Source organism: Streptomyces sp. NPDC037401, from assembly GCF_055602345.1.
Genome location: NZ_JBVJWO010000052.1, coordinates 1 through 18,473, shown reverse-complemented (window position 1 = coordinate 18,473; position 18,473 = coordinate 1). Strand labels below are relative to the sequence as shown.

The following is an 18,473-nucleotide window of genomic DNA, read 5'->3' as shown; positions in this document are numbered from 1 at the left end:
GGCCGCCCACCGTCAGGGCGTGACCGAGAACTCCCGCAGGATCGCCTCGGCCAGCTCCTGGTCGCCCTCGACCTTGAGCCGGTCGGCCACGGTCTGCGGCCGGACCCGGCCCGCGGCCAGCCGGGAGTACGTCTCCCAGTCCATCGCCAGCGTCACGGCCGGGCCGAGCGACGGCGTCCCGTCGATGCTGCCGCGGCCCTCGGCGTCCACCCGCACCGTCCGCATGAACTCCAGCTGCCCGTGCACGTCGAGGACGACGGCGCTGCCCGCCGGGGCGCCCGCCTTCTTCGCGACGATCTTCGGCAGGCCCGAGAGCATCAGGTCGCGGGCGATGGAGGCACCGGGGGAGTCGAGGTTGCCGGGCGTCCCGAGGGCCACCCGCAGGTCCTGCTCGTGCACCCAGATGTCGAACGCCCGCAGCCGGTAGGACTGTTCCAGCGTCACCTGCTCGCCGAACGGCCCGCGGACCATCGTCGTGTGCGGATCGCGCTTCTCGTTGCGTATCTGGCGGGCCCGGCGGATCACCGTGTACTCCAGTTCCGAGGTCATCTCGGGCGCGGTGTGGTGACGCCGTACGTCGACCTGAACCTCCATGTACCGGCTGGGCTCGTCCACCACGTGGCGCAGGTCGCGCGGCAGGGTGTGGATGGGCCGCGGGTCGCCGAGCATCTCGCAGTCGATGCCGATGATGTGGGACACGAGGTCGCGCACCGACCAGCCCGGGCACGGGGTCGGCCGGTTCCACTCGCCCTCCGTCAACGGCACGACGAGTTCGGATATCGCCTCGATGGAGTGGGTCCACGCGTCGGCATAGGGCTGAAGGCTGGGATGGACGGTCACGGGACCCCTCGTGCTGCTGATCAGTGGCGACTTGAGCTCGTAGCGGAGTGGGAGGCTTGATTGTCAAAGTTACGCTGCTGGGGAGCACCCCGGCAGTGCTTTCGTGTGACGATCGTAGGCCCGAGTTGACGGCTTCCCGGCCAGGACGGTGGTACTGTGCGCGCTTCGCTGATCCAAATCGCTGTGAACGAGGGCGAGTCGGCGGATTCCCGGCGGGCCAGGGCGGCGGAGCTGGTCCGTGAGCAGCGCGGCCGCGACCTCGTCGTGCTGCCCGAGCTGTGGGCCGTGGGGGCCTTCGCCTACGAGCAGTTCGCCGAAGGGGCCGAGTCCCTCGACGGGCCGACGTTCCGGGAGATGTCCAAGGCGGCCCGGGACGCCGAGGTCTGGCTGCACGCCGGGTCGATCGTGGAACGCGGCGCGGACGGCGCGCTGTACAACACCACCCTCGTCCTGTCGCCGGACGGCGCACTGCACACCACCTACCGCAAGATCCACCGCTTCGGCTTCGACCAGGGCGAGGCCGTGATGATGGGCGCGGGCGCCGAACTGCGCACCGTGGCGCTGCCCGGCTCGCTCACCCTCGGCCTCTCCACCTGCTACGACCTGCGTTTCCCCGAGCTGTACCGCGGGCTCGTCGACGCCGGGGCCACCGCCCTGGTGGTCTCGGCGGGCTGGCCCGCCCGCCGCCGCGGGCACTGGACCCTGCTGGCGCAGGCGCGCGCCGTCGAGAACCAGGCGTACGTCCTCGCCGTAGCCGAGGCCGGCACCCACGCCGGGGTCGAGATGTCGGGGCACAGCATCGTCGTGGACCCGTGGGGCGAGGTGCTCGCGGAAGCGGGCCCGGACGAGCAGGTCCTGACGGTGGACCTGGACCCGCAGAAGGTCGCCGTGACCCGCGAGCAGTTCCCGGCCCTGAAGGACCGCATCCTGGGCCTCCCTGCTCCCGGCCACTAGTCCCCCCGCTCCTTCTCGGCCATCCGGATCGCGCACACCGCGACCGCGATCAGCAGCGCCGGATCGGCCTCGTCGCGCACGAGGTCGACGGCGTAGGTGTCCCGCACCCGGAACCACTGCTTCGAGACCAGCGCCAGCAGCTCGCCGTCGTACTCGATCTTGAATTCGCGGTCCAGGATCCGGCCGCTGACGTCCAGTTCGGTGCCGTCCACGAGCTGGACGAGGTAGTGGTTGCGCAGCAGGGAGAGCCGTTTGCGGCGGACAACGGCGAGCTTGCGGTCGTCGCGCTCGAGCGTCATCGCATCGCGGAAGCTCAGCACCTTCTCCCGCAGGGTGATCAGGATCCGGCCGTCGGGGTCCTTCAGCTCGAAGGTGTCCCGCAGCCGCAGGGCCTTCCCGTCGACGAGGAAGGCGTGCCGCCCGGCCTCGTCCTCGATCCAGTAGTCGTCGCCGATGGCCAGCAATTTGTCCCGTACGAGGTATTTCACGTGGAGAACGCTTCCCGGGATAGCGTGTCGCCATGTCACGGCACTCCGCTCGGCTCCTGTACGTCACCGACCTCGCCTACCCGGCCAAGGGCCGCCGGTACTGCGACGAGGACATATTCCTGGCCTCACGGCTGCGCGAGGACTTCGTCACGGCCCTGTGCCACCCGCTGGACGCGACCGGACTGATGGACGGCTTCGACGCCGTCGTCGTCCGCAACAGCGGCCCGGTCCTGCACTACCAGGAGGCGTACGACGCCTTCCGGGCCGAGGCCCTCGCCCGCGGCACCCGTGTCTACAACCCGCTCACCGGCCGCGCCGACATGGTGGGCAAGCAGTACCTCCTGGAGCTGACGGCCGCCGGCTACCCGGTCATCCCGACCGTGGACGACCCCGCCGACCTCGGCCTCCTCCCGCCCGCCGCGCAGTACGCGGTCAAGCCCAAGCAGGGCGCGGACTCGGTGGGCCTGACCTTCACCTCCGCACCCGCCGGGCCGGCCGGCGAGATCCTGATCCAGCCCCGGATCGACTTCGCGTACGAGGTGTCGTTCTATTTCGTCGACCAGGACTTCCAGTACGCGCTGTACGCCCCCGACCCGGAGCGCCGCTGGGACCTGGAGCCGTACGGTCCCACCCCCGACGACCTGGCCTTCGCCCAGAGCTTCGTCACGTGGAACGCCCTCCCGCACGGCATCCAGCGCGTCGACGCCTGCCGGGCCCCCTCCGGCGAGCTGCTGCTCGTCGAGCTGGAGGACCTCAACCCGTACCTCTCCCTGGCCCTCGTCCCGGACGTCACCCGCGCGGCCTTCGTCTCGGCACTGAAGACGTCCCTGCACGCCTTCCTGGGCTGATGGCAAGCTTGAAACATGAACGATGCTGCCTCGGCGCCCACCCCTGCGCCCGCACCCCGCAAGCGTGCCCGTGTCCGTGCCCCCGAGCTGATCGGCAAGGGCGGCTGGATCAACACCGGCGGGAAGGATCTGAAGCTCGCCGACTTCCGAGGTCGCACATTGATCCTCGATTTCTGGACGTTCTGCTGCATCAACTGCCTGCACGTGCTCGACGAGCTGCGCGAGCTCGAGGAGAAGCACCGCGACACCGTCGTGATCATCGGTGTGCACTCGCCGAAGTTCGTGCACGAGGCCGAGCACCAGGCCGTCGTGGACGCCGTCGAGCGGTACGAGGTGCACCACCCGGTGCTCGACGACCCCGAGCTCGCGACCTGGAAGCAGTACGCCGTGCGCGCCTGGCCCACGCTCGTCGTGATCGACCCCGAGGGCTACGTCGTCGCGCAGCACGCCGGCGAGGGGCACGCGCACGCCATCGAGCGGCTCGTCGAGGAGCTGGAGGCGGAGCACGAGGCCAAGGGGACGCTGCGCCGCGGCGACGGGCCGTACGTCGCGCCCGAGCCGGTCGCGACCCACCTGCGCTTCCCGGGGAAGGCCCTGCGGCTGGACAGCGGGAACTACCTCGTCTCCGATTCCACCCGGCACCAGCTCGTCGAGCTCGCCGAGGACGGCGAGAGCGTCGTGCGCCGGATCGGCAGTGGCGAACGCGGCTTCGGCCCCGATGCGTTCAGCGAGCCGCAGGGCCTCGCCCTGCTCCCCGACGGCACGGTGATCGTCGCGGACACGGTCAACCACGCGTTGCGCCGCGTCGACCTGGGGACCGGCGAGGTGACGACCGTCGCCGGCACGGGCCGCCAGTGGTGGCAGGGCTCCCCGACCTGCGGGCCCGCCCTCGACGTCGACCTGTCATCGCCGTGGGACGTGGCCTGGTGGCAGGGCCGGGTGTGGATCGCGATGGCGGGCGTGCACCAGCTGTGGACGTACGACCCCGAGGACGGGACCGTGCAGGTCGCGGCCGGCACCACCAACGAAGGCCTGGTCGACGGGCCGGCCGCGGAGGCGTGGTTCGCCCAGCCCTCCGGGCTCGCCGCGGCCGGGGACCGGCTGTGGGTCGCCGACTCCGAGACCAGCGCGCTGCGTTACGTCGAGCGCGTGGGTGGAGGCGCCGAGGGAGCCGCGCCGGAGGCGTACGCCGTCACGTCGGCGGTCGGCACCGGCCTCTTCGACTTCGGCCACCGCGACGGCCCGGCCGCGCAGGCGCTGCTCCAGCACCCGCTCGGGGTGACCGCCCTGCCCGACGGATCGGTGGCGGTCTGCGACACGTACAACCACGCCCTGCGCCGCTACGATCCCGCCACGGGCGAGGTGACCACGCTCGCCACCGACCTGCGCGAGCCCAGCGCCGCCGTCCTCGCCGGCGAGGACATCGTGGTCGTGGAGTCCGCCCGGCACCTGCTGACGCGGCTGCGGCTGCCCGAGGAGGCCGTACGGGTCGCCGAGGTCGCCCACCGCACGCAGCGGGCCGCGACCGAGGTGGCGCCCGGCCGGCTCCGGCTCGACGTGGTCTTCCAGGCGCCGAGCGGGCAGAAGCTCGACACGCGGTACGGGCCCTCGACCCGGCTGCTGGTGTCCTCGACCCCGCCGGAGCTGCTCGCGGAGGGCGAGGGCGCCGGGACGGACCTGTTCCGGGACCTGGTGCTCGCCGACGGGCCGACCGAGGGCGTCCTGCACGTCTCCGCGATGGCCGCGTCCTGTGACGACGACCCCGAGAACGAGTACCCGGCCTGCCATGTCCACCAGCAGGACTGGGGAGTTCCGGTCCGGCTCACCGAGGGCGGGGCCTCCCGGCTGCCCCTCGTGCTCGCGGGAATGGACCGGGGCGACGAGGCCGCGGGACAGCCGCAGTAGCAGCGGTGCGGGCGACCGGGTGCAGGCGCGCCCGGTCGCCGGTCGCCCGGCCGCCCTGGCCTCTTAGTCCTCCAGGAAGGCGACCAGGGCGTTCGCGAGCAGGTAGGGGTCCTCGGCGCCGCAGAGCTCGCGGGCGCTGTGCATCGAGAGGATCGCCACGCCGATGTCCACGGTCTGGATGCCGTGGCGGGCGGCCGTGATCGGGCCGATCGTCGTGCCGCAGGGCATCGAGTTGTTGGAGACGAACGACTGCCACGGCACGCCGGCGCGCTCGCACGCGGCCGCGAACACGGCGCGGCCGGAGCCGTCGGTGGCGTACCGCTGGTTCACGTTGACCTTGAGGATCGGTCCGCCGTTGGCGCGTGGGTGGTGCGAAGGGTCGTGGCGCTCGCTGTAGTTGGGGTGCACGGCGTGGCCTGTGTCCGAGGACAGGCAGATCGTTCCGGCGAAGGCGCGGGCGCGGTCCTCGTAGCTGCCGCCGCGGGCGAAGACGGACCGTTCCAGCACGTTGCCCAGCAGGGGGCCGTCCGCGCCGGTGTCCGACTGCGAGCCGTTCTCCTCGTGGTCGAAGGCCGCGAGGACGGGGATGTGGTCGAGCTTGGAGCGGGTGGCGACGGCGGCCAGGGCGGCCGTACCGGCGTGCACGGAGAGCAGGTTGTCCATCCGCGGGCCGGCGAGCAGTTCGCGGTCGCGGCCGAGGTAGGCGGGCGGCTCGATGGAGTGGACCATCAGGTCCCAGCCGGCCACCTCGCCCTGGGGCAGGCCCTCTTCCTCCTCCAGGAACGCGATCAGGTCGCCTTCCTGGACCTCGCCCAGACCCCAGATCGGCTGCATGTGGCGCTGCTTGTCGAGCTTGAGGCCGTCGGAGTTCACCGACCGGTCGAGGTGCACGGCCAGTTGGGGCACGCGCAGCAGCGCGCGGTCGACGTTGACGAGGCGGTGGGTGCCGTCGCGCAGGGTCAGCCGGCCGGCGAGGCCGAGGTCGCGGTCGAGCCAGGTGTTGAGCAGGGTGCCGCCGTAGATCTCGACGGCGATCTGCCGCCAGCCCTGGGAGCCGGTGTCGGGCAGCGGCTTCACGCGCAGGTTGGGGGAGTCGGTGTGGGCGCCGACGATGCGGAACGGCGTGTGTGCGGACGCGCCTTCGGGGACGTACCAGGCGATGATCGCGCCGCCGCGCAGGACGAACTTGCCGCCCGCCGTGGCATCCCAGGCGTCCGTCTCCGACAGCTGCCGGAACCCGGCCTTCTCCAGCCGCTCGGCCGCGTTGGCCACGGCGTGGTACGGCGACGGGCTCGCTGCCAGGAAGGTCATCAGGTCGTCGGTGTGGCCGCGGTCGAAGCGGGCGGGAGAGCTCATGTGGTTCACCTTAACGACGGTCGTGTTCACCATGTCCGGAGTGCGGCGGGCGGCCCGGACCCCGGGGCGTGATGTGCGACTCCCCCGCGCCGCAGGCCGGCACGGTGCGCAGGGTTCCCCGAGTGCTAGGCCGTCTCCGGAAGACGACCTAGCCCGACGGACGGTCGAAACGGCGGCCCAGCTGCCGCCGCTCGCCCCGGCGGATGCGGGGCAGCATCTCGGGGGTGCCGGGCGGGCGCTGTGCGCGTTTTTTCCGTCCGGCGCAGAAGATACAGGCCTCTCCGGGGGGTGCGTCGGGATCGATGGGAGCCCCGGGGTGTTCGGAGCAGCCCGAGGCGTTGCGCGGGCGGGAGAGCTCGCGGGCGACGATGAAGGCCCGGTGCAGGTCGTCGGCGATGTCGACGAAGGCGTCGCCGGGCGAGGAGACGCTCAGGTGGAAGCTGTCCTCGACGACCTGGCGGACGTGGTCGCGGAGCAGGTCGAGGGTGTACGGGCCGTCCGGGACGGGGTAGCCGAGGCGGCGGTGCTGTACCGCGGGGCCGGGTCCGCCGGGGGCGGCGCCGGTGATGCGGACGCCCTGGGCGCGCAGTCCGCGGCGGCGCCGGTCGTTGCAGAGCAGGCAGCGGCCCCAGCCCTCGGGGGCCTCGGGGTCCAGGGCGCCGTTGGGGTGCTCCGCGCAGCCGGTGTAGCTCTTGACGGGCGCGAGGCCCGCGGCGGTCTGGAAAGCGGCGTGGAGGGCGTCGGTGACCGGCTCGTACTCGGCGGGGTGGGCGCCTTCGTACAGCTCCTGGACCTGGTCGCCGAGGGAGCCGAGCTTTCCGCGCAGCTCGGCCAGCTGGTACGGCCGCCCGGTCGGGACGGAGTACCCCCTGCTGCCGTTCTGCTGCCGCTCGTGTGGAGTCATGTCTACGAGCGTCCCACGAAGCACCGACAAAATGACAAAAGGGCGGGGGCGCCAGGCGCCCCCGCCCTTCTGCTGCGGTCCGTACCGGCCCGGGAACCGGGTCCTAGAACGCGGCCTCGTCGAGCTCCATCAGGGAGTTGTCGACGGCCTCGGCCAGGGTGCGGGCGACGGAGACGCCCGGCAGGACCTGGGAGGCGAAGAACTTCGCCGCCGCGATCTTGCCCTGGTAGAACGCCGCGTCCTTCGCGGAAGCGGTCGCCAGCTTCTCGGCGGCCACGGCCGCGCCCTTGAGGAGCAGGTAGCCGACGACGACGTCACCGGACGCCATCAGCAGGCGGGTGGTGTTCTGGCCGACCTTGTAGATGTTCTTGACGTCCTCGCCGGTGGCGGTGAGGTCGACGATCATCTGGCCGACGATGGCCTCCAGGTCGACGGCGGCCTTGGCCAGCGCGTCGCGGGCCGGGGCCAGCTCCTCGCCGCCCTCGCCCCCGGCCAGGAACTTCTTGATCGTCTCGGAGAGGACGTTCAGGGAGGCGCCCTGGTCGCGGACGATCTTCCGGAAGAAGAAGTCCTGGCCCTGGATGGCCGTGGTGCCCTCGTAGAGGGTGTCGATCTTGGCGTCCCGGATGTACTGCTCGATCGGGTACTCCTGCAGGTAGCCGGAGCCGCCGAAGGTCTGCAGGGACTGCGCCAGCTGCTCGTACGAGCGCTCCGAGCCGTAGCCCTTCACGATCGGCAGGAGCAGGTCGTTCAGGCCGATCTGCGCGGAGGCGTCCTCGCCGGCGGCCTGCTTCAGGGCGATCTCGTCCTGGACGGTCGCGGTGTAGAGGACCAGGGCGCGCATGCCCTCGGCGTACGCCTTCTGCGTCATCAGCGAGCGGCGGACGTCGGGGTGGTGCGTGATGGTGACCTTGGGCGCGGACTTGTCCATGAAGTTCGCGAGGTCCGGGCCCTGCACGCGCTCCTTGGCGTACTCCAGCGCGTTCAGGTAGCCGGTGGAGAGCGTCGCGATGGCCTTCGTGCCGACCATCATGCGGGCGAACTCGATGATCATGAACATCTGGCGGATGCCGTCGTGCTTGTCGCCGATCAGCCAGCCCTTGGCGGGGTGCTGGTCGCCGAAGGTCATCTCGCAGGTGTTGGAGGCCTTGAGGCCCATCTTGTGCTCGACGTTGGTGGCGTAGACGCCGTTGCGCTCGCCCAGCTCGCCGGTCTCCCAGTCGAAGTGGAACTTCGGGACCAGGAAGAGGGAGAGGCCCTTGGTGCCGGGGCCGTGGCCCTCGGGGCGGGCGAGGACGTAGTGGAGGATGTTCTCCTCCATGTCGTGCTCACCGGAGGTGATGAAGCGCTTGACGCCCTCGATGTGCCAGGAGCCGTCGGCCTGCTGGATGGCCTTGGTGCGGCCGGCGCCGACGTCCGAGCCGGCGTCCGGCTCGGTCAGGACCATGGTGGAGCCCCAGCGCTTCTCGACCGCGATCTGAGCGATCTTCTTCTGGGCGTCGTTGCCCTCCTCGTGGAGGACGCCGGCGAACGCCGGGCCCGAGGAGTACATCCAGATGGCCGGGTTCGAGCCGAGCAGGAGCTCCGCGTACGCCCAGACGAGGGAGCGCGGGGAGGTGGTGCCGCCGATCTCCTCCGGCAGGCCCAGACGCCAGTACTCGGAGTCCATGAAGGCCTTGTAGCTCTTCTTGAAGGAGGCCGGGACCGGCGCCGTGTTGGTCTCCGGGTCGAAGACGGGCGGGTTGCGGTCGGCGTCCTCGAAGGAGGCGGCGAGCTCGTTCTCCGCCAGGCGGGCGATCTCGGACAGGACGTCCTTGGCGGTCTCGGTGTCCATCTCCGCGAACGGTCCGGTGCCGTACACCTTGTCGCGGCCGAGCACCTCGAAGAGGTTGAACTCGATGTCTCGGAGGTTCGGCTTGTAGTGCCCCATGGCGACGGCTCCGTTAAAGGCTCGGGGAGGCGGGTCCTCGTACTACACGTACCAATCGGTAACGTAATGATGCTACCCACCGGTAATAAGAATCAACCCCTTCCGGACCACTGTGACCAGCATCCCTGTCCCCCGCTAGCGGGCGAATCAGTAGTCTGTGCCGCATGTACGGCTACGACCAGAACGTGAACGCCGGGCAGCAGTACTCCGCCCCGCAGCCGCCGCCGCAGCAGATGGCCGGGGGCTACGCCGAGCAGCCGCTGTACCCGGAGCCGTCGCCGCCGTCGCTCGCCGACGCCGTGCGGGCCTTCACGACGGGGTCGCTGTCCGCCGAGGACTTCCAGCAGATCTTCGCGAGCTCGAAGGTCTACTGCCCGCGGGGCGAGAACCCGGGCTTCCTGGCCCTGCACAACACGCAGCAGCCCGTGATCCCGATGTTCACCACGCTCAAGGAGCTGCGCCGGTACGCCGGCAAGGAGTCGAAGTACTTCGTGATCACCGGCGCCGAGGTGATCGACCTGCTGCCGACCGGCTACGGCTTCGTCCTCGACATGGAGGGCGACCACCGGATGGTCTTCGACGCGAAGGCGGTCGAGCAGATGGTCGACTTCGCCATGCGCCGTATGTACGGCTAGACCGTCTCCACCGGATCTTGCGCGCCCCGCGCCGCGGCGCGCCGCCGCCACAGCGCGGCGGCGGTGCCCGCGAACGCCAGGGCGACGGCCAGCGCTGCCCAGAGCAGGGCCGGGTCGGGCCGGTAGGCCAGGGAGAGGCGGATGCCCGCGAAGCAGGGGACCGCGACGAGCTCGGACCAGCCGTCGGGCCCCCAGTGCGCCGTGGCCCGGCGCAGCAGAAGATAGGAAGCGAAGCAGGCCGCGGCCCAGGCACCCAGGTAGGGCCAGGGCGAGCCGGGCAGGGCTGCGAGCGAGAAGCCCGATCCCCAGCGGTAGGACGCGTAACCGAGTGCCGTGACGGCCGCCGCGAGGGCGGTGGCCCACAGGGCCGCGCGAAGTGAGCTGCTGTCCATGCGGGAGAAGACGCAGGTCCGCCCCCTTTCGGTTGTCCCGGGAATGCCATCGGAGCCCCTCCTGTTCAGCAGGTGTGGCAGAAAGTTCGAGTTTCAACTAAACTCGGCTCAGAAGGAGGTTCCGACCATGCCTGCAGTGACTGTGGAGAACCCGTTGACGCTTCCGCGGGTCGCCGCGCCCGAGGCGGCCGTCGCGCGGAAGGTGCTCGCGGTGACGACCGCACCCGGCGGCTTCGAGGGGGAGGGCTTCCCGGTGCGCCGGGCGTTCGCCGGGATCAACTACCAGTACCTCGACCCGTTCATCATGATGGACCAGATGGGCGAGGTGGAGTACGCGCCGGGCGAGCCCAAGGGCACCCCCTGGCACCCCCACCGCGGCTTCGAGACCGTCACCTACCTGATCGACGGGACCTTCGTCCACCAGGACAGCAACGGCGGCGGCGGGGTCATCAACGGCGGCGACACCCAGTGGATGACCGCGGGCTCCGGCCTGCTGCACATCGAGGCCCCGCCGGAGGCCCTCGTCGTCAGCGGCGGCCTCTTCCACGGCCTCCAGCTGTGGGTGAACCTGCCGGCGTCCGACAAGATGATGCCCCCGCGCTACCAGGACATCGGCGGCGGCAAGGTCACCCTGCTGTCCGCCCCCGACGGCGGCGCGCTGCTGCGCGTCATCGCCGGCGACCTGGACGGCCACGCGGGCCCCGGCATCACCCACACCCCGATCACGATGATCCACGCGACCGTCACCCCCGGCGCGCAGATCACCCTGCCGTGGCGCGAGGACTTCAACGCCCTCGCGTACGTCATGGCCGGGCGCGGCTCGGTGGGTGCGGAGCGCCGCCCGGTCCACACCGGCCAGACCGCCGTCTTCGGCGAGGGCGGTTCGCTGACCGTACGGGCCGACGAGTCGCAGGACTCGAACGCCCCGGACCTGGAGGTCATCCTGCTCGGCGGGCGGCCCATCCGGGAGCCCATGGCGCACTACGGGCCGTTCGTGATGAACAGCCGCGCCGAACTCCAGCAGGCCTTCGACGACTTCCAGGCGGGCCGGCTGGGCCGGATCCCGACCACCGAGCGGACCGGGCTGGGCCACCGGGGCACCGGCGAGCCGGACGCGGAGGAGTAGTCGCGGCCGGCCGACGGGCCGGCCAGTCCTCGGGCAGGGGCTCGGGTGCCGCGGCGGGGTCAGTCGGCGACGGGCGCGGGCACCCGCGGCGGTCCGCCGGCCGTCCGGCCGTCCGGCGGCGCCTGGCCGTCGCGCCCCGGGTCCGCCGTGTGGGCCGCGTCCGCCCCGCCCGCCGCCTGCGCGGCCTGATCCGGTTGTCCGTCCTGCCCCGGCTGCTCGTACAGCTCGAACCAGATCGACTTGCCCTCGCCCCGCGGGTCCACGCCCCAGCTGTCCGCCAGCATCTCCATCAGCAGGACGCCGCGGCCGTTGGAGGCCGTCTCCCCCGGGTGCCGCTTGTGCGGCAGCTCGTCGCTGGAGTCCGCGACCTCCACCCGCAGCCGGCGGGTGCCCGGCTCGCCGACCGCCTCCGCGACCAGCAGCGCGTCCCCGTCCGTGTGCATCAGGACGTTCGTGACCATCTCGGAGACCATCAGCACCGCGGAGTCCACCTGATCCGGATCCGCCCAGTCGTGCAGCAGCTCCCGCACCTGCCGCCGGGCGCCGGCGATCCGCTCCGGCTCCGCCTGCGCCACCGTGATCACCGTCCGCCGGACCGGCCGGGACGGGTGGGACGCCGTCGTGCCGCAGCCGCAGCCCGGACCCTCCCGGCACAGCAGCACGACGGCTATGTCGTCCTCGCGGCGGTCGGCCAGCGGGCCCGTGGTGTGGTGCGAGGACGGCCCGTGCACGGCCTGCACCAGTAGGTCCGCCAGCTTCTCCAGGCTCTCCGACGAGTGCGTCCCGGCCTCCAGCACGGCCCGCAGCCGCGCCCAGCCGGTGTCCAGGTCGTGCCCGCCGGTCTCGATGAGCCCGTCGGTGCACAGCATCATCGTCTCGCCCGGCTCCAGCGTGAACCGCGTCGTCGGGTAGTCCGTGTCCGGGACGATGCCGAGCGGCAGGCCGCCCGCCACGGGCCGCATGAGCACGGTGCCGTCGGCCATCCGCACCGCAGGCTCCGGGTGACCGGCCCGGGCCGCCTCCAGCATCCCGGTCGCCGGATCGCACTCCACGTACAGGCAGGTCGCGAAGCGCGGGCTGTGGAAGTCGCCGTCGTCGTACGGCGCGGCCGCGCCGTCCTCGGCGGAGGAGTGCAGCCCGGCGAGGAAGCGCGAGGCCCGCGACAGCACCGCGTCCGGCCGGTGGCCTTCCGAGGCGTACGCCCGTACCGCGATCCGCAGCTGGCCCATCAGGCCCGCCGCCCGTACGTCGTGCCCCTGCACGTCCCCGATGACCAGCGCGAACCGTCCCGACGGCAGCGGGATCATGTCGTACCAGTCACCGCCGACCTGGAGCCCGCCGCCCGTGGGCACGTACCGGGCCGCGACCGTCATGCCCGGGATCTCCGGGCCCAGCGTCGGCATCATCGAGCGCTGGAGCCCGGTGGTCAGCTCCCGCTCGGACTCGGCGACGCCCGCCCGCTGGAGCGCCTGCGCCAGCATGCGGGCCACCGTCGTCAGCACCGACCGCTCGTCCGGCGAGAAGGACACCGGGTGCTTGAAGGCCGCCATCCAGGCGCCCATGGTCCGGCCCGCGACGATCAGCGGCAGGAAGGCCCAGGAGACCCGGCCGAAGCGCTGCGCCAGCGGCCAGGCCGCCGGGAAGCGCCGCTTGTACTCCTCGGGCGTGGGCAGGTAGATCGCCCGGCCCGTGCGCACCACCTCGGCGGCCGGATAGGCCGTCTCCAGCCGCATGTCCGTGAAGGGAGCCTCGTCCCCCGGCCCGTGCCCGTGGTGTCCGATGATCGACAGCCGGTCGCCCTCCACCCCGAAGACGGCCAGCCCGTCCGGGTTGAACCCCGGCATCGACAGGGAGGCCGCGACCCGCAGCACCTCGGCCGTGGACCGGGCCTCGGCCAGCGCCCGCCCCGCGTCCAGCAGGAAGGCCTCGCGGGAGCGCCGCCAGTCGCCCGTGACGGTCGCCTGGGCGGCCGTGGTGCCGGGCTGCGGCTCCGCGATCTCCTGGAGGGTGCCGATGAGCTGGTAGTCCGTACGGTCCACCAGCGGCTTGGAGCGGCTGCGGACGGTACGCAGCACCCGGCCGTCCTCGTCCATGATGCGCAGCCGGGCCTCGGCGAGCGTGCCCTCGGCCACGGCGAGGTTCACGATGCCGTTGATCTCGTTCCAGTCCACCGGGTGGAAGCGGGACCGTACCGCCGCCTCGGGCAGCATCACGGGCTGCGGGGGCAGGCCGAGCAGCCGGGCGGCCTCGCTGTCGAGGGTGACCAGCCCGGAGGCGTTGTCCCAGCGCCACAGGCCGGTCGCGACGGCGGCCAGAACGTCCTCGGTGCGCACCGACTCATCTTTACAGGTCATCGCACCGCTGCGCCCGTCCGGACCACCTGCGGGCCGGGCGGTAACCTTGGCAGGGTTGAATCCCACCCTGGTATCGCGAAGAACTGGATGAACGATGCATCGGTACAGGTCCCACACCTGCGGCGAGCTCCGCGCCTCTGACGTCGGCAGCGACGTCCGGCTGAGCGGCTGGCTGCACAATCGTCGAGACCTGGGCGGCATCCTCTTCATCGATCTGCGCGACCACTACGGCATCACGCAGCTCGTCGCCCGTCCCGGCACCGCCGCGAACGAGGCCCTGAGCCACCTCACCAAGGAGACCGTCGTCAAGATCGACGGCTCGGTGGTCTCCCGCGGTGCGGACAACATCAACCCCGAGCTGCCCACCGGCGAGATCGAGATCGAGGTCTCCGCGGTCGAGGTGCTCGGCGCGGCCGCCCCGCTGCCCTTCACGATCAACACCGACGACGGTGTCAACGAGGAGCGGCGCCTGGAGTACCGCTTCCTCGACCTGCGCCGCGAGCGCATGCACCGCAACATCATGCTGCGCTCCGCCGTCATCGCGTCCATCCGCCACAAGATGGTGGCCCTGGGCTTCAACGAGATGGCGACCCCGATCCTGACCGCGACCTCCCCCGAGGGCGCGCGCGACTTCGTGGTCCCCTCCCGCCTGAACCCGGGCAAGTTCTACGCCCTGCCGCAGGCCCCGCAGCAGTTCAAGCAGCTGCTGATGATCTCGGGCTTCGACCGCTACTTCCAGATCGCGCCCTGCTTCCGCGACGAGGACGCCCGCGCCGACCGCTCGCCGGGCGAGTTCTACCAGCTCGACGTCGAGATGTCCTTCGTCGAGCAGGAGGACGTCTTCCAGCCGATCGAGAAGCTGATGACCGAGCTCTTCGAGGAGTTCGGCAACGGCCGCCACGTCACCTCGCCGTTCCCGCGGATCCCGTTCCGCGAGTCGATGCTGAAGTACGGCAACGACAAGCCCGACCTGCGCGCGCAGCTCGAACTGGTCGACATCTCCGACGTCTTCGAGAACTCCGAGTTCAAGGCGTTCGCCGGCAAGCACGTCCGTGCGCTCGCCGTCCCGAACACCGGCGACCAGCCGCGCAAGTTCTTCGACGGCCTCGGTGACTTCGCCGTCTCGCTCGGTGCCAAGGGCCTGGCCTGGGTCCGCGTGGGCGAGGGCAACGCCCTCACCGGCCCGATCGCCAAGTTCCTCACCGAGGAGAACGTCAAGGTCCTCACCGAGCGCCTCGGCCTGGAGCCCGGTCACGCCGTGTTCTTCGGCGCGGGCGAGTTCGACGAGGTCTCCAAGATCATGGGCCCGGTCCGGGTCGAGGCCGCCAAGCGCGCCGGCCAGTTCGAGGAGAACGTCTTCCGCTTCGCGTGGATCGTCGACTTCCCGATGTACGAGAAGGACGAGGAGACCGGAAAGATCGACTTCTCGCACAACCCCTTCTCGATGCCGCAGGGCGGCCTCGAGGCCCTGGAGACCCAGGACCCGCTGGACATCCTGGGCTGGCAGTACGACATCGTCTGCAACGGCATCGAGCTGTCCTCGGGCGCGATCCGCAACCACGAGCCCGACATCATGTTCAAGGCCTTCGAGATCGCGGGCTACTCCCGCGAGACCGTCGAGACCGAGTTCGCGGGCATGCTGCGCGCCTTCCAGTTCGGTGCCCCGCCGCACGGCGGCATCGCCCCGGGCGTCGACCGCATCGTGATGCTCCTGGCCGACGAGCCGAACATCCGCGAGACGATCGCCTTCCCGCTGAACGGCAACGCCCAGGACCTGATGATGGGTGCCCCGACCGAGCTGGACGAGGCCCGTCTGCGCGAGCTGAACATCGCGCTGCGCAAGCCGGTCGAGAAGAAGGCCGTCGGCGACCGCCCGGTCACCGAGGCCGTCCACCCGGACGCCGCGCGCTAGTCATGTGAGCCCGAAGGGCCCGGGATCCGAACGGATCCCGGGCCCTTCGGCGTTCCGCGGCGTCTCGCCGGCTAGTGGATGCCGCTGTAGACCTGCCAGCCGGTGGCGATCTTCGTTTTCGCGGCGAAGGTGCCCTTGCCGGTGCCGCTCCAGCGCCAGATGGCTCCGCTGGTGTCGCGGGCGATCAGGTCGGCGCGGCCGTCGCCGGTCAGGTCGCCGACGCCCACGACGGCGTTGTACGAGGCGCCCCAGTCCTTGCCGAGGGGGGCGCGGGCGCCGAAGGTGCCCTTGCCGGTGCCGTACATGCGCCACAGCTCGTTCGAGGAGTCCTGGAGGAGGAGGTCGCCGATGCCGTCGCCGTTGAGGTCCCCGGCGCCGACGATCTTCTTGTAGTTCTTGAAGGCCGTGCTGAGCTCGATGCGCGCGCCCAGGATCCCGGTGGGCGTCGTCGGGTAGAGGTACACGCCGCCGGTCCTGGGGTCGCGGGCGATCAGGTCGGGGCGGCCGTCCTTGTTCACGTCACCCGGGCTGGTCATGATGTCGTAGGCGTTCCAGCCCTTGCCCAGGACCTTGTACGGGCTGGTGGGCTTCAGCGCCGTCCCGCAGGCGGGGGTGTAGCGGCGCATCTCGCCGGTGGCCAGGCGCACCAGGGTGTCGTTGCAGCGGTCGCCGTTCATGTCGCCCATGGGGACCGGCCGGAAGCCCTTGGGCCAGCCGGTGGTGGTCGTGCTGCCGCTGAAGTTCCCGGTGCCCGCGTGCCCGTACGCGGTGCGCAGGGTGCCCGGGGCGGTGGTCTGGAACAGGTCGCCGGTGCCGTCCGGTCGGCCGCTGCGCGCGCCGAAGTCACGGCGTACGGCGGCCCCGCCGGTCACGGTCACCTTGCCGTCGAGGCGGACGGTGTCCGTCCCCTCCTCGGTGCCCCGTCCCCGCAGCTGCCAGGTCAGCGGCCCGTTCGCCGCGGGGCCCGCGGTGGTCAGCCCGTTCCACTGCGGGGCGACCGTGCGGCCCGCGGGGGCCTCGATCTCGCGGACGGCGTTGCCCGCCGGGTCGCGCAGCACCAGCGTCGCGTGCACCGGCTGGTCGAACTCCCAGGACGGGGCCCAGACGGGGGTGCGGCCGGTGGCGCCGGTCAGGTCGGCGGAGGCCGGCACGCGCGATCCGGTCAGGACGGGCGAGGGCTCGGTGCGGATCCGGGTGGAGTACATGGGCTCCGGCACGGAGCCGTTGAACCGGGACCACAGGACGGTGGCCGTACGGCCCGGGCCGGCCGCGATCGTGCCGCTCTCCTGCACCCGGTCGCTGCCGCTGCCGGGCAGGAAGGCGGGCGCGGACCAGGTGCCGCTGCGCGGGTCGCGGGCCGTCTCGATCAGGGTGTTGTGCCGCTCGCCCGGCTTCGGCTGGGCCCACAGCACCCGGACCGTGCCGTCCGGCCCGATCGAGGGGCCGCCCGCGCTCCCGGCGTCCCGGTACGAGGAGAGCTGCCGGGGCTCGGACCAGTCGTGCTTGCCGGCGGGCAGGGTCGCGGTGGTGAGGAAGGAGTCCGAGAGGTCCCCGCCCTCGTCCTGCCACCACACCAGGGTCACTTCCCCGCGCGGTCCGACGAGCGGCTCCGGTGGGACGTTGTACGCCCCGGCCTCGGACGTGGCCAGCCGCTCGGGACGCGACCAGCCGGCCGTGCCGGGCCTGAGGACCGAGGCGTAGGTGAACCCGGCGGTGCCCTGGTCGGTCTGGCCCCAGGTGAGGGCCAGGGTGCCGTCCGGCCCGGAGCCGAGGCGGGGGATCACGGTCTCGTAGGCGACCGGCCAGGTGACCTTGGCCGGGCTGCCCCAGGGGGCGTCGAGCCCGGTCCGGGTGAGCATCTCGATCGCCTCGCGCCCGTTCTGGGTCCGCGAGTACACGATCACGGAGGTGCCGTTCGGGGCCACGGCCACGTCGGCGTACTCCACGATGTCCGGCCCGGTCGCGGTGGCCACGGCGACGGGTGCGGACCAGGTGCCGTCCGCGCCCAGGGTCGAGGTGGCCGCGGTCGTCGTGCCCTCCGGTACCTCCTTCTCCTCGTCGGCGGGCCGGGGCCCGCCGCTCCACACCGCGGTGAACGTCCCCCGCGGTCCCGCGGCCAGGCTGACCCGGTCGAGGTAGAGGGCCGAGTCCGTGCCGAGCACCTCGACCGGGTCGGACCACGAGCGGTCCGCGGGGGAGAGGACGGCGGCCTTCAGCCGGGAGCGGTAGTCGCCGTAGCCGGGCTCCAGCGGGGCCACGGGCTCCTGCCAGAGCGCGGCCACCCGCCCGCCCGAGCCCGCGACCAGCTGCAGGTGGTCCTGGTCGCCGGTGACCTCCGCGAGCAGGCGCGGCTCCTGCCAGACGCTGCTCTTCGGCGACCGGGCGGCCGCGTACAGGCGGTACTGGCGGTCTCCGGTCGCGGTCTGCCAGAGGGCCACCGCCCAGCCGTCGGAGCCGATGACGAGCTTCTTCGAGTCGACGAGCCAGCGGCCGTCGGCCACGGTCGTCGCAACGTTCCACGGCCCGGCCGCGGGGCCCGGCGCCGGTGCGCCCGGTGCGGAGGGATCGGCGGCCGCTGCGGCCGGTGCCGCGGCCACGGCGGGCGCGGTGAGCAACGGGCCGATCAGGCCCGTGGAGAGGAGCAGGACGGCGGCCGACGTGCGTGCGGTCCGGTGCCGTTCCATGCGGGCGCCGTGGCCCATGTGCGGGATTCCTTCCCCCTGTGCGGATGTGTGGTCGCGGGGGGGGGGGGGGGGGGGGGGGGGGGGGGGGGGGGGGGGGGGGGGGGGGGGGGGGGGGGGGGGGGGGGGGGGGGGGGGGGGGGGGGGG

At 72.0% G+C, this 18,473-nt stretch carries 14 protein-coding genes; 6 read left to right on the top strand and 8 right to left on the bottom strand.

What is annotated here, in order from left to right:
• Window positions 1–12: 12 nt before the first annotated feature.
• A complete protein-coding gene (locus tag ACZ7H1_RS34970) occupies window positions 13–840 on the bottom strand; it encodes a maleylpyruvate isomerase family mycothiol-dependent enzyme (RefSeq protein WP_470792284.1) in 828 nt (275 codons plus the stop codon).
• A gap of 156 nt (window positions 841–996) precedes the next feature.
• On the opposite strand from ACZ7H1_RS34970, the gene ACZ7H1_RS34965 reads away from it, so the two are divergent.
• Window positions 997–1,794, top strand: a complete 798-nt coding sequence (locus ACZ7H1_RS34965) for a carbon-nitrogen family hydrolase (RefSeq protein WP_470792282.1) — start codon at window positions 997–999, stop codon at window positions 1,792–1,794.
• On the opposite strand, the gene ACZ7H1_RS34960 is transcribed toward ACZ7H1_RS34965, so the two are convergent.
• Entirely contained in the window at window positions 1,791–2,282 is a 492-nt protein-coding gene (locus ACZ7H1_RS34960) for an LURP-one-related/scramblase family protein (RefSeq protein WP_470792280.1), read from the bottom strand. The genes ACZ7H1_RS34965 and ACZ7H1_RS34960 overlap by 4 nt on opposite strands.
• A gap of 32 nt (window positions 2,283–2,314) precedes the next feature.
• Between ACZ7H1_RS34960 and ACZ7H1_RS34955 the strand changes: the two genes are divergently transcribed.
• A complete protein-coding gene (locus ACZ7H1_RS34955; RefSeq protein ID WP_470792279.1) occupies window positions 2,315–3,130 on the top strand; it encodes an ATP-grasp domain-containing protein in 816 nt (271 codons plus the stop codon).
• Window positions 3,131–3,145: 15 nt separating this feature from the next.
• The gene (locus ACZ7H1_RS34950; protein WP_470792277.1) at window positions 3,146–5,035 is read left to right on the top strand and encodes an NHL domain-containing thioredoxin family protein; all 1,890 of its coding nucleotides are present in this window, start codon (window positions 3,146–3,148) and stop codon (window positions 5,033–5,035) included.
• Between the two features lie 63 nt (window positions 5,036–5,098).
• Here the strand turns inward: ACZ7H1_RS34950 and ACZ7H1_RS34945 are convergent, their stop codons facing one another.
• The 3 genes from ACZ7H1_RS34945 to ACZ7H1_RS34935 all read right to left on the bottom strand — a co-directional run bounded on the left by ACZ7H1_RS34945 (window position 5,099) and on the right by ACZ7H1_RS34935 (window position 9,225).
• Window positions 5,099–6,391 (bottom strand): M18 family aminopeptidase, encoded by a 1,293-nt coding sequence (locus tag ACZ7H1_RS34945; RefSeq protein ID WP_470792276.1) that lies wholly within the window; start codon window positions 6,389–6,391, stop codon window positions 5,099–5,101.
• A gap of 148 nt (window positions 6,392–6,539) precedes the next feature.
• Window positions 6,540–7,295 carry a hypothetical protein gene (locus ACZ7H1_RS34940; RefSeq protein ID WP_470792275.1) on the bottom strand — a complete coding sequence of 252 codons (756 nt, stop codon included), beginning with the start codon at window positions 7,293–7,295 and terminating at the stop codon, window positions 6,540–6,542.
• Between the two features lie 103 nt (window positions 7,296–7,398).
• A complete protein-coding gene (locus tag ACZ7H1_RS34935) occupies window positions 7,399–9,225 on the bottom strand; it encodes an acyl-CoA dehydrogenase (RefSeq protein WP_470792273.1) in 1,827 nt (608 codons plus the stop codon).
• Between the two features lie 164 nt (window positions 9,226–9,389).
• Here ACZ7H1_RS34935 and ACZ7H1_RS34930 point away from each other — a divergent pair, with 164 nt between their 5' ends.
• On the top strand, window positions 9,390–9,860 hold the full coding sequence (locus tag ACZ7H1_RS34930; RefSeq protein WP_470792271.1) for an SseB family protein: 471 nt from the start codon (window positions 9,390–9,392) through the stop codon (window positions 9,858–9,860).
• On the opposite strand, the gene ACZ7H1_RS34925 is transcribed toward ACZ7H1_RS34930, so the two are convergent.
• Window positions 9,857–10,252 carry a hypothetical protein gene (locus tag ACZ7H1_RS34925; protein ID WP_470792270.1) on the bottom strand — a complete coding sequence of 132 codons (396 nt, stop codon included), beginning with the start codon at window positions 10,250–10,252 and terminating at the stop codon, window positions 9,857–9,859. The two genes, ACZ7H1_RS34930 and ACZ7H1_RS34925, sit on opposite strands and share 4 nt — an antisense overlap.
• Window positions 10,253–10,379: 127 nt before the next feature.
• On the opposite strand from ACZ7H1_RS34925, the gene ACZ7H1_RS34920 reads away from it, so the two are divergent.
• Window positions 10,380–11,378, top strand: a complete 999-nt coding sequence (locus tag ACZ7H1_RS34920; protein WP_470792268.1) for a pirin family protein — start codon at window positions 10,380–10,382, stop codon at window positions 11,376–11,378.
• Window positions 11,379–11,437: 59 nt separating this feature from the next.
• On the opposite strand, the gene ACZ7H1_RS34915 is transcribed toward ACZ7H1_RS34920, so the two are convergent.
• Window positions 11,438–13,711 carry a SpoIIE family protein phosphatase gene (locus tag ACZ7H1_RS34915; protein WP_470792266.1) on the bottom strand — a complete coding sequence of 758 codons (2,274 nt, stop codon included), beginning with the start codon at window positions 13,709–13,711 and terminating at the stop codon, window positions 11,438–11,440.
• A 115-nt stretch (window positions 13,712–13,826) separates the two neighbouring features.
• Between ACZ7H1_RS34915 and aspS the strand changes: the two genes are divergently transcribed.
• Entirely contained in the window at window positions 13,827–15,644 is a 1,818-nt protein-coding gene (gene aspS / locus ACZ7H1_RS34910) for an aspartate--tRNA ligase (RefSeq protein ID WP_470792264.1), read from the top strand.
• A gap of 71 nt (window positions 15,645–15,715) precedes the next feature.
• On the opposite strand, the gene ACZ7H1_RS34905 is transcribed toward aspS, so the two are convergent.
• Window positions 15,716–18,346: an FG-GAP repeat domain-containing protein gene (locus ACZ7H1_RS34905; RefSeq protein WP_470792263.1), complete on the bottom strand. Its 2,631-nt coding sequence runs from the start codon at window positions 18,344–18,346 to the stop codon at window positions 15,716–15,718.
• Window positions 18,347–18,473: the final 127 nt, after the last annotated feature.

What these genes read in the sequence shown, in the direction of transcription:
- ACZ7H1_RS34955 (WP_470792279.1), top strand. Translation starts at nt 2,315, where the DNA reads ATGTCACGGCACTCCGCTCGGCTCCTGTACGTCACCGACCTCGCCTAC.
- ACZ7H1_RS34950 (WP_470792277.1), top strand. Translation starts at nt 3,146, where the DNA reads ATGAACGATGCTGCCTCGGCGCCCACCCCTGCGCCCGCACCCCGCAAG.
- ACZ7H1_RS34945 (WP_470792276.1), bottom strand. Translation starts at nt 6,391, where the DNA reads ATGAGCTCTCCCGCCCGCTTCGACCGCGGCCACACCGACGACCTGATG.
- ACZ7H1_RS34940 (WP_470792275.1), bottom strand. Translation starts at nt 7,295, where the DNA reads ATGACTCCACACGAGCGGCAGCAGAACGGCAGCAGGGGGTACTCCGTC.
- ACZ7H1_RS34935 (WP_470792273.1), bottom strand. Translation starts at nt 9,225, where the DNA reads ATGGGGCACTACAAGCCGAACCTCCGAGACATCGAGTTCAACCTCTTC.
- ACZ7H1_RS34930 (WP_470792271.1), top strand. Translation starts at nt 9,390, where the DNA reads ATGTACGGCTACGACCAGAACGTGAACGCCGGGCAGCAGTACTCCGCC.
- ACZ7H1_RS34925 (WP_470792270.1), bottom strand. Translation starts at nt 10,252, where the DNA reads ATGGACAGCAGCTCACTTCGCGCGGCCCTGTGGGCCACCGCCCTCGCG.
- ACZ7H1_RS34920 (WP_470792268.1), top strand. Translation starts at nt 10,380, where the DNA reads ATGCCTGCAGTGACTGTGGAGAACCCGTTGACGCTTCCGCGGGTCGCC.
- aspS (WP_470792264.1), top strand. Translation starts at nt 13,827, where the DNA reads ATGCATCGGTACAGGTCCCACACCTGCGGCGAGCTCCGCGCCTCTGAC.
- ACZ7H1_RS34905 (WP_470792263.1), bottom strand. Translation starts at nt 18,346, where the DNA reads ATGGGCCACGGCGCCCGCATGGAACGGCACCGGACCGCACGCACGTCG.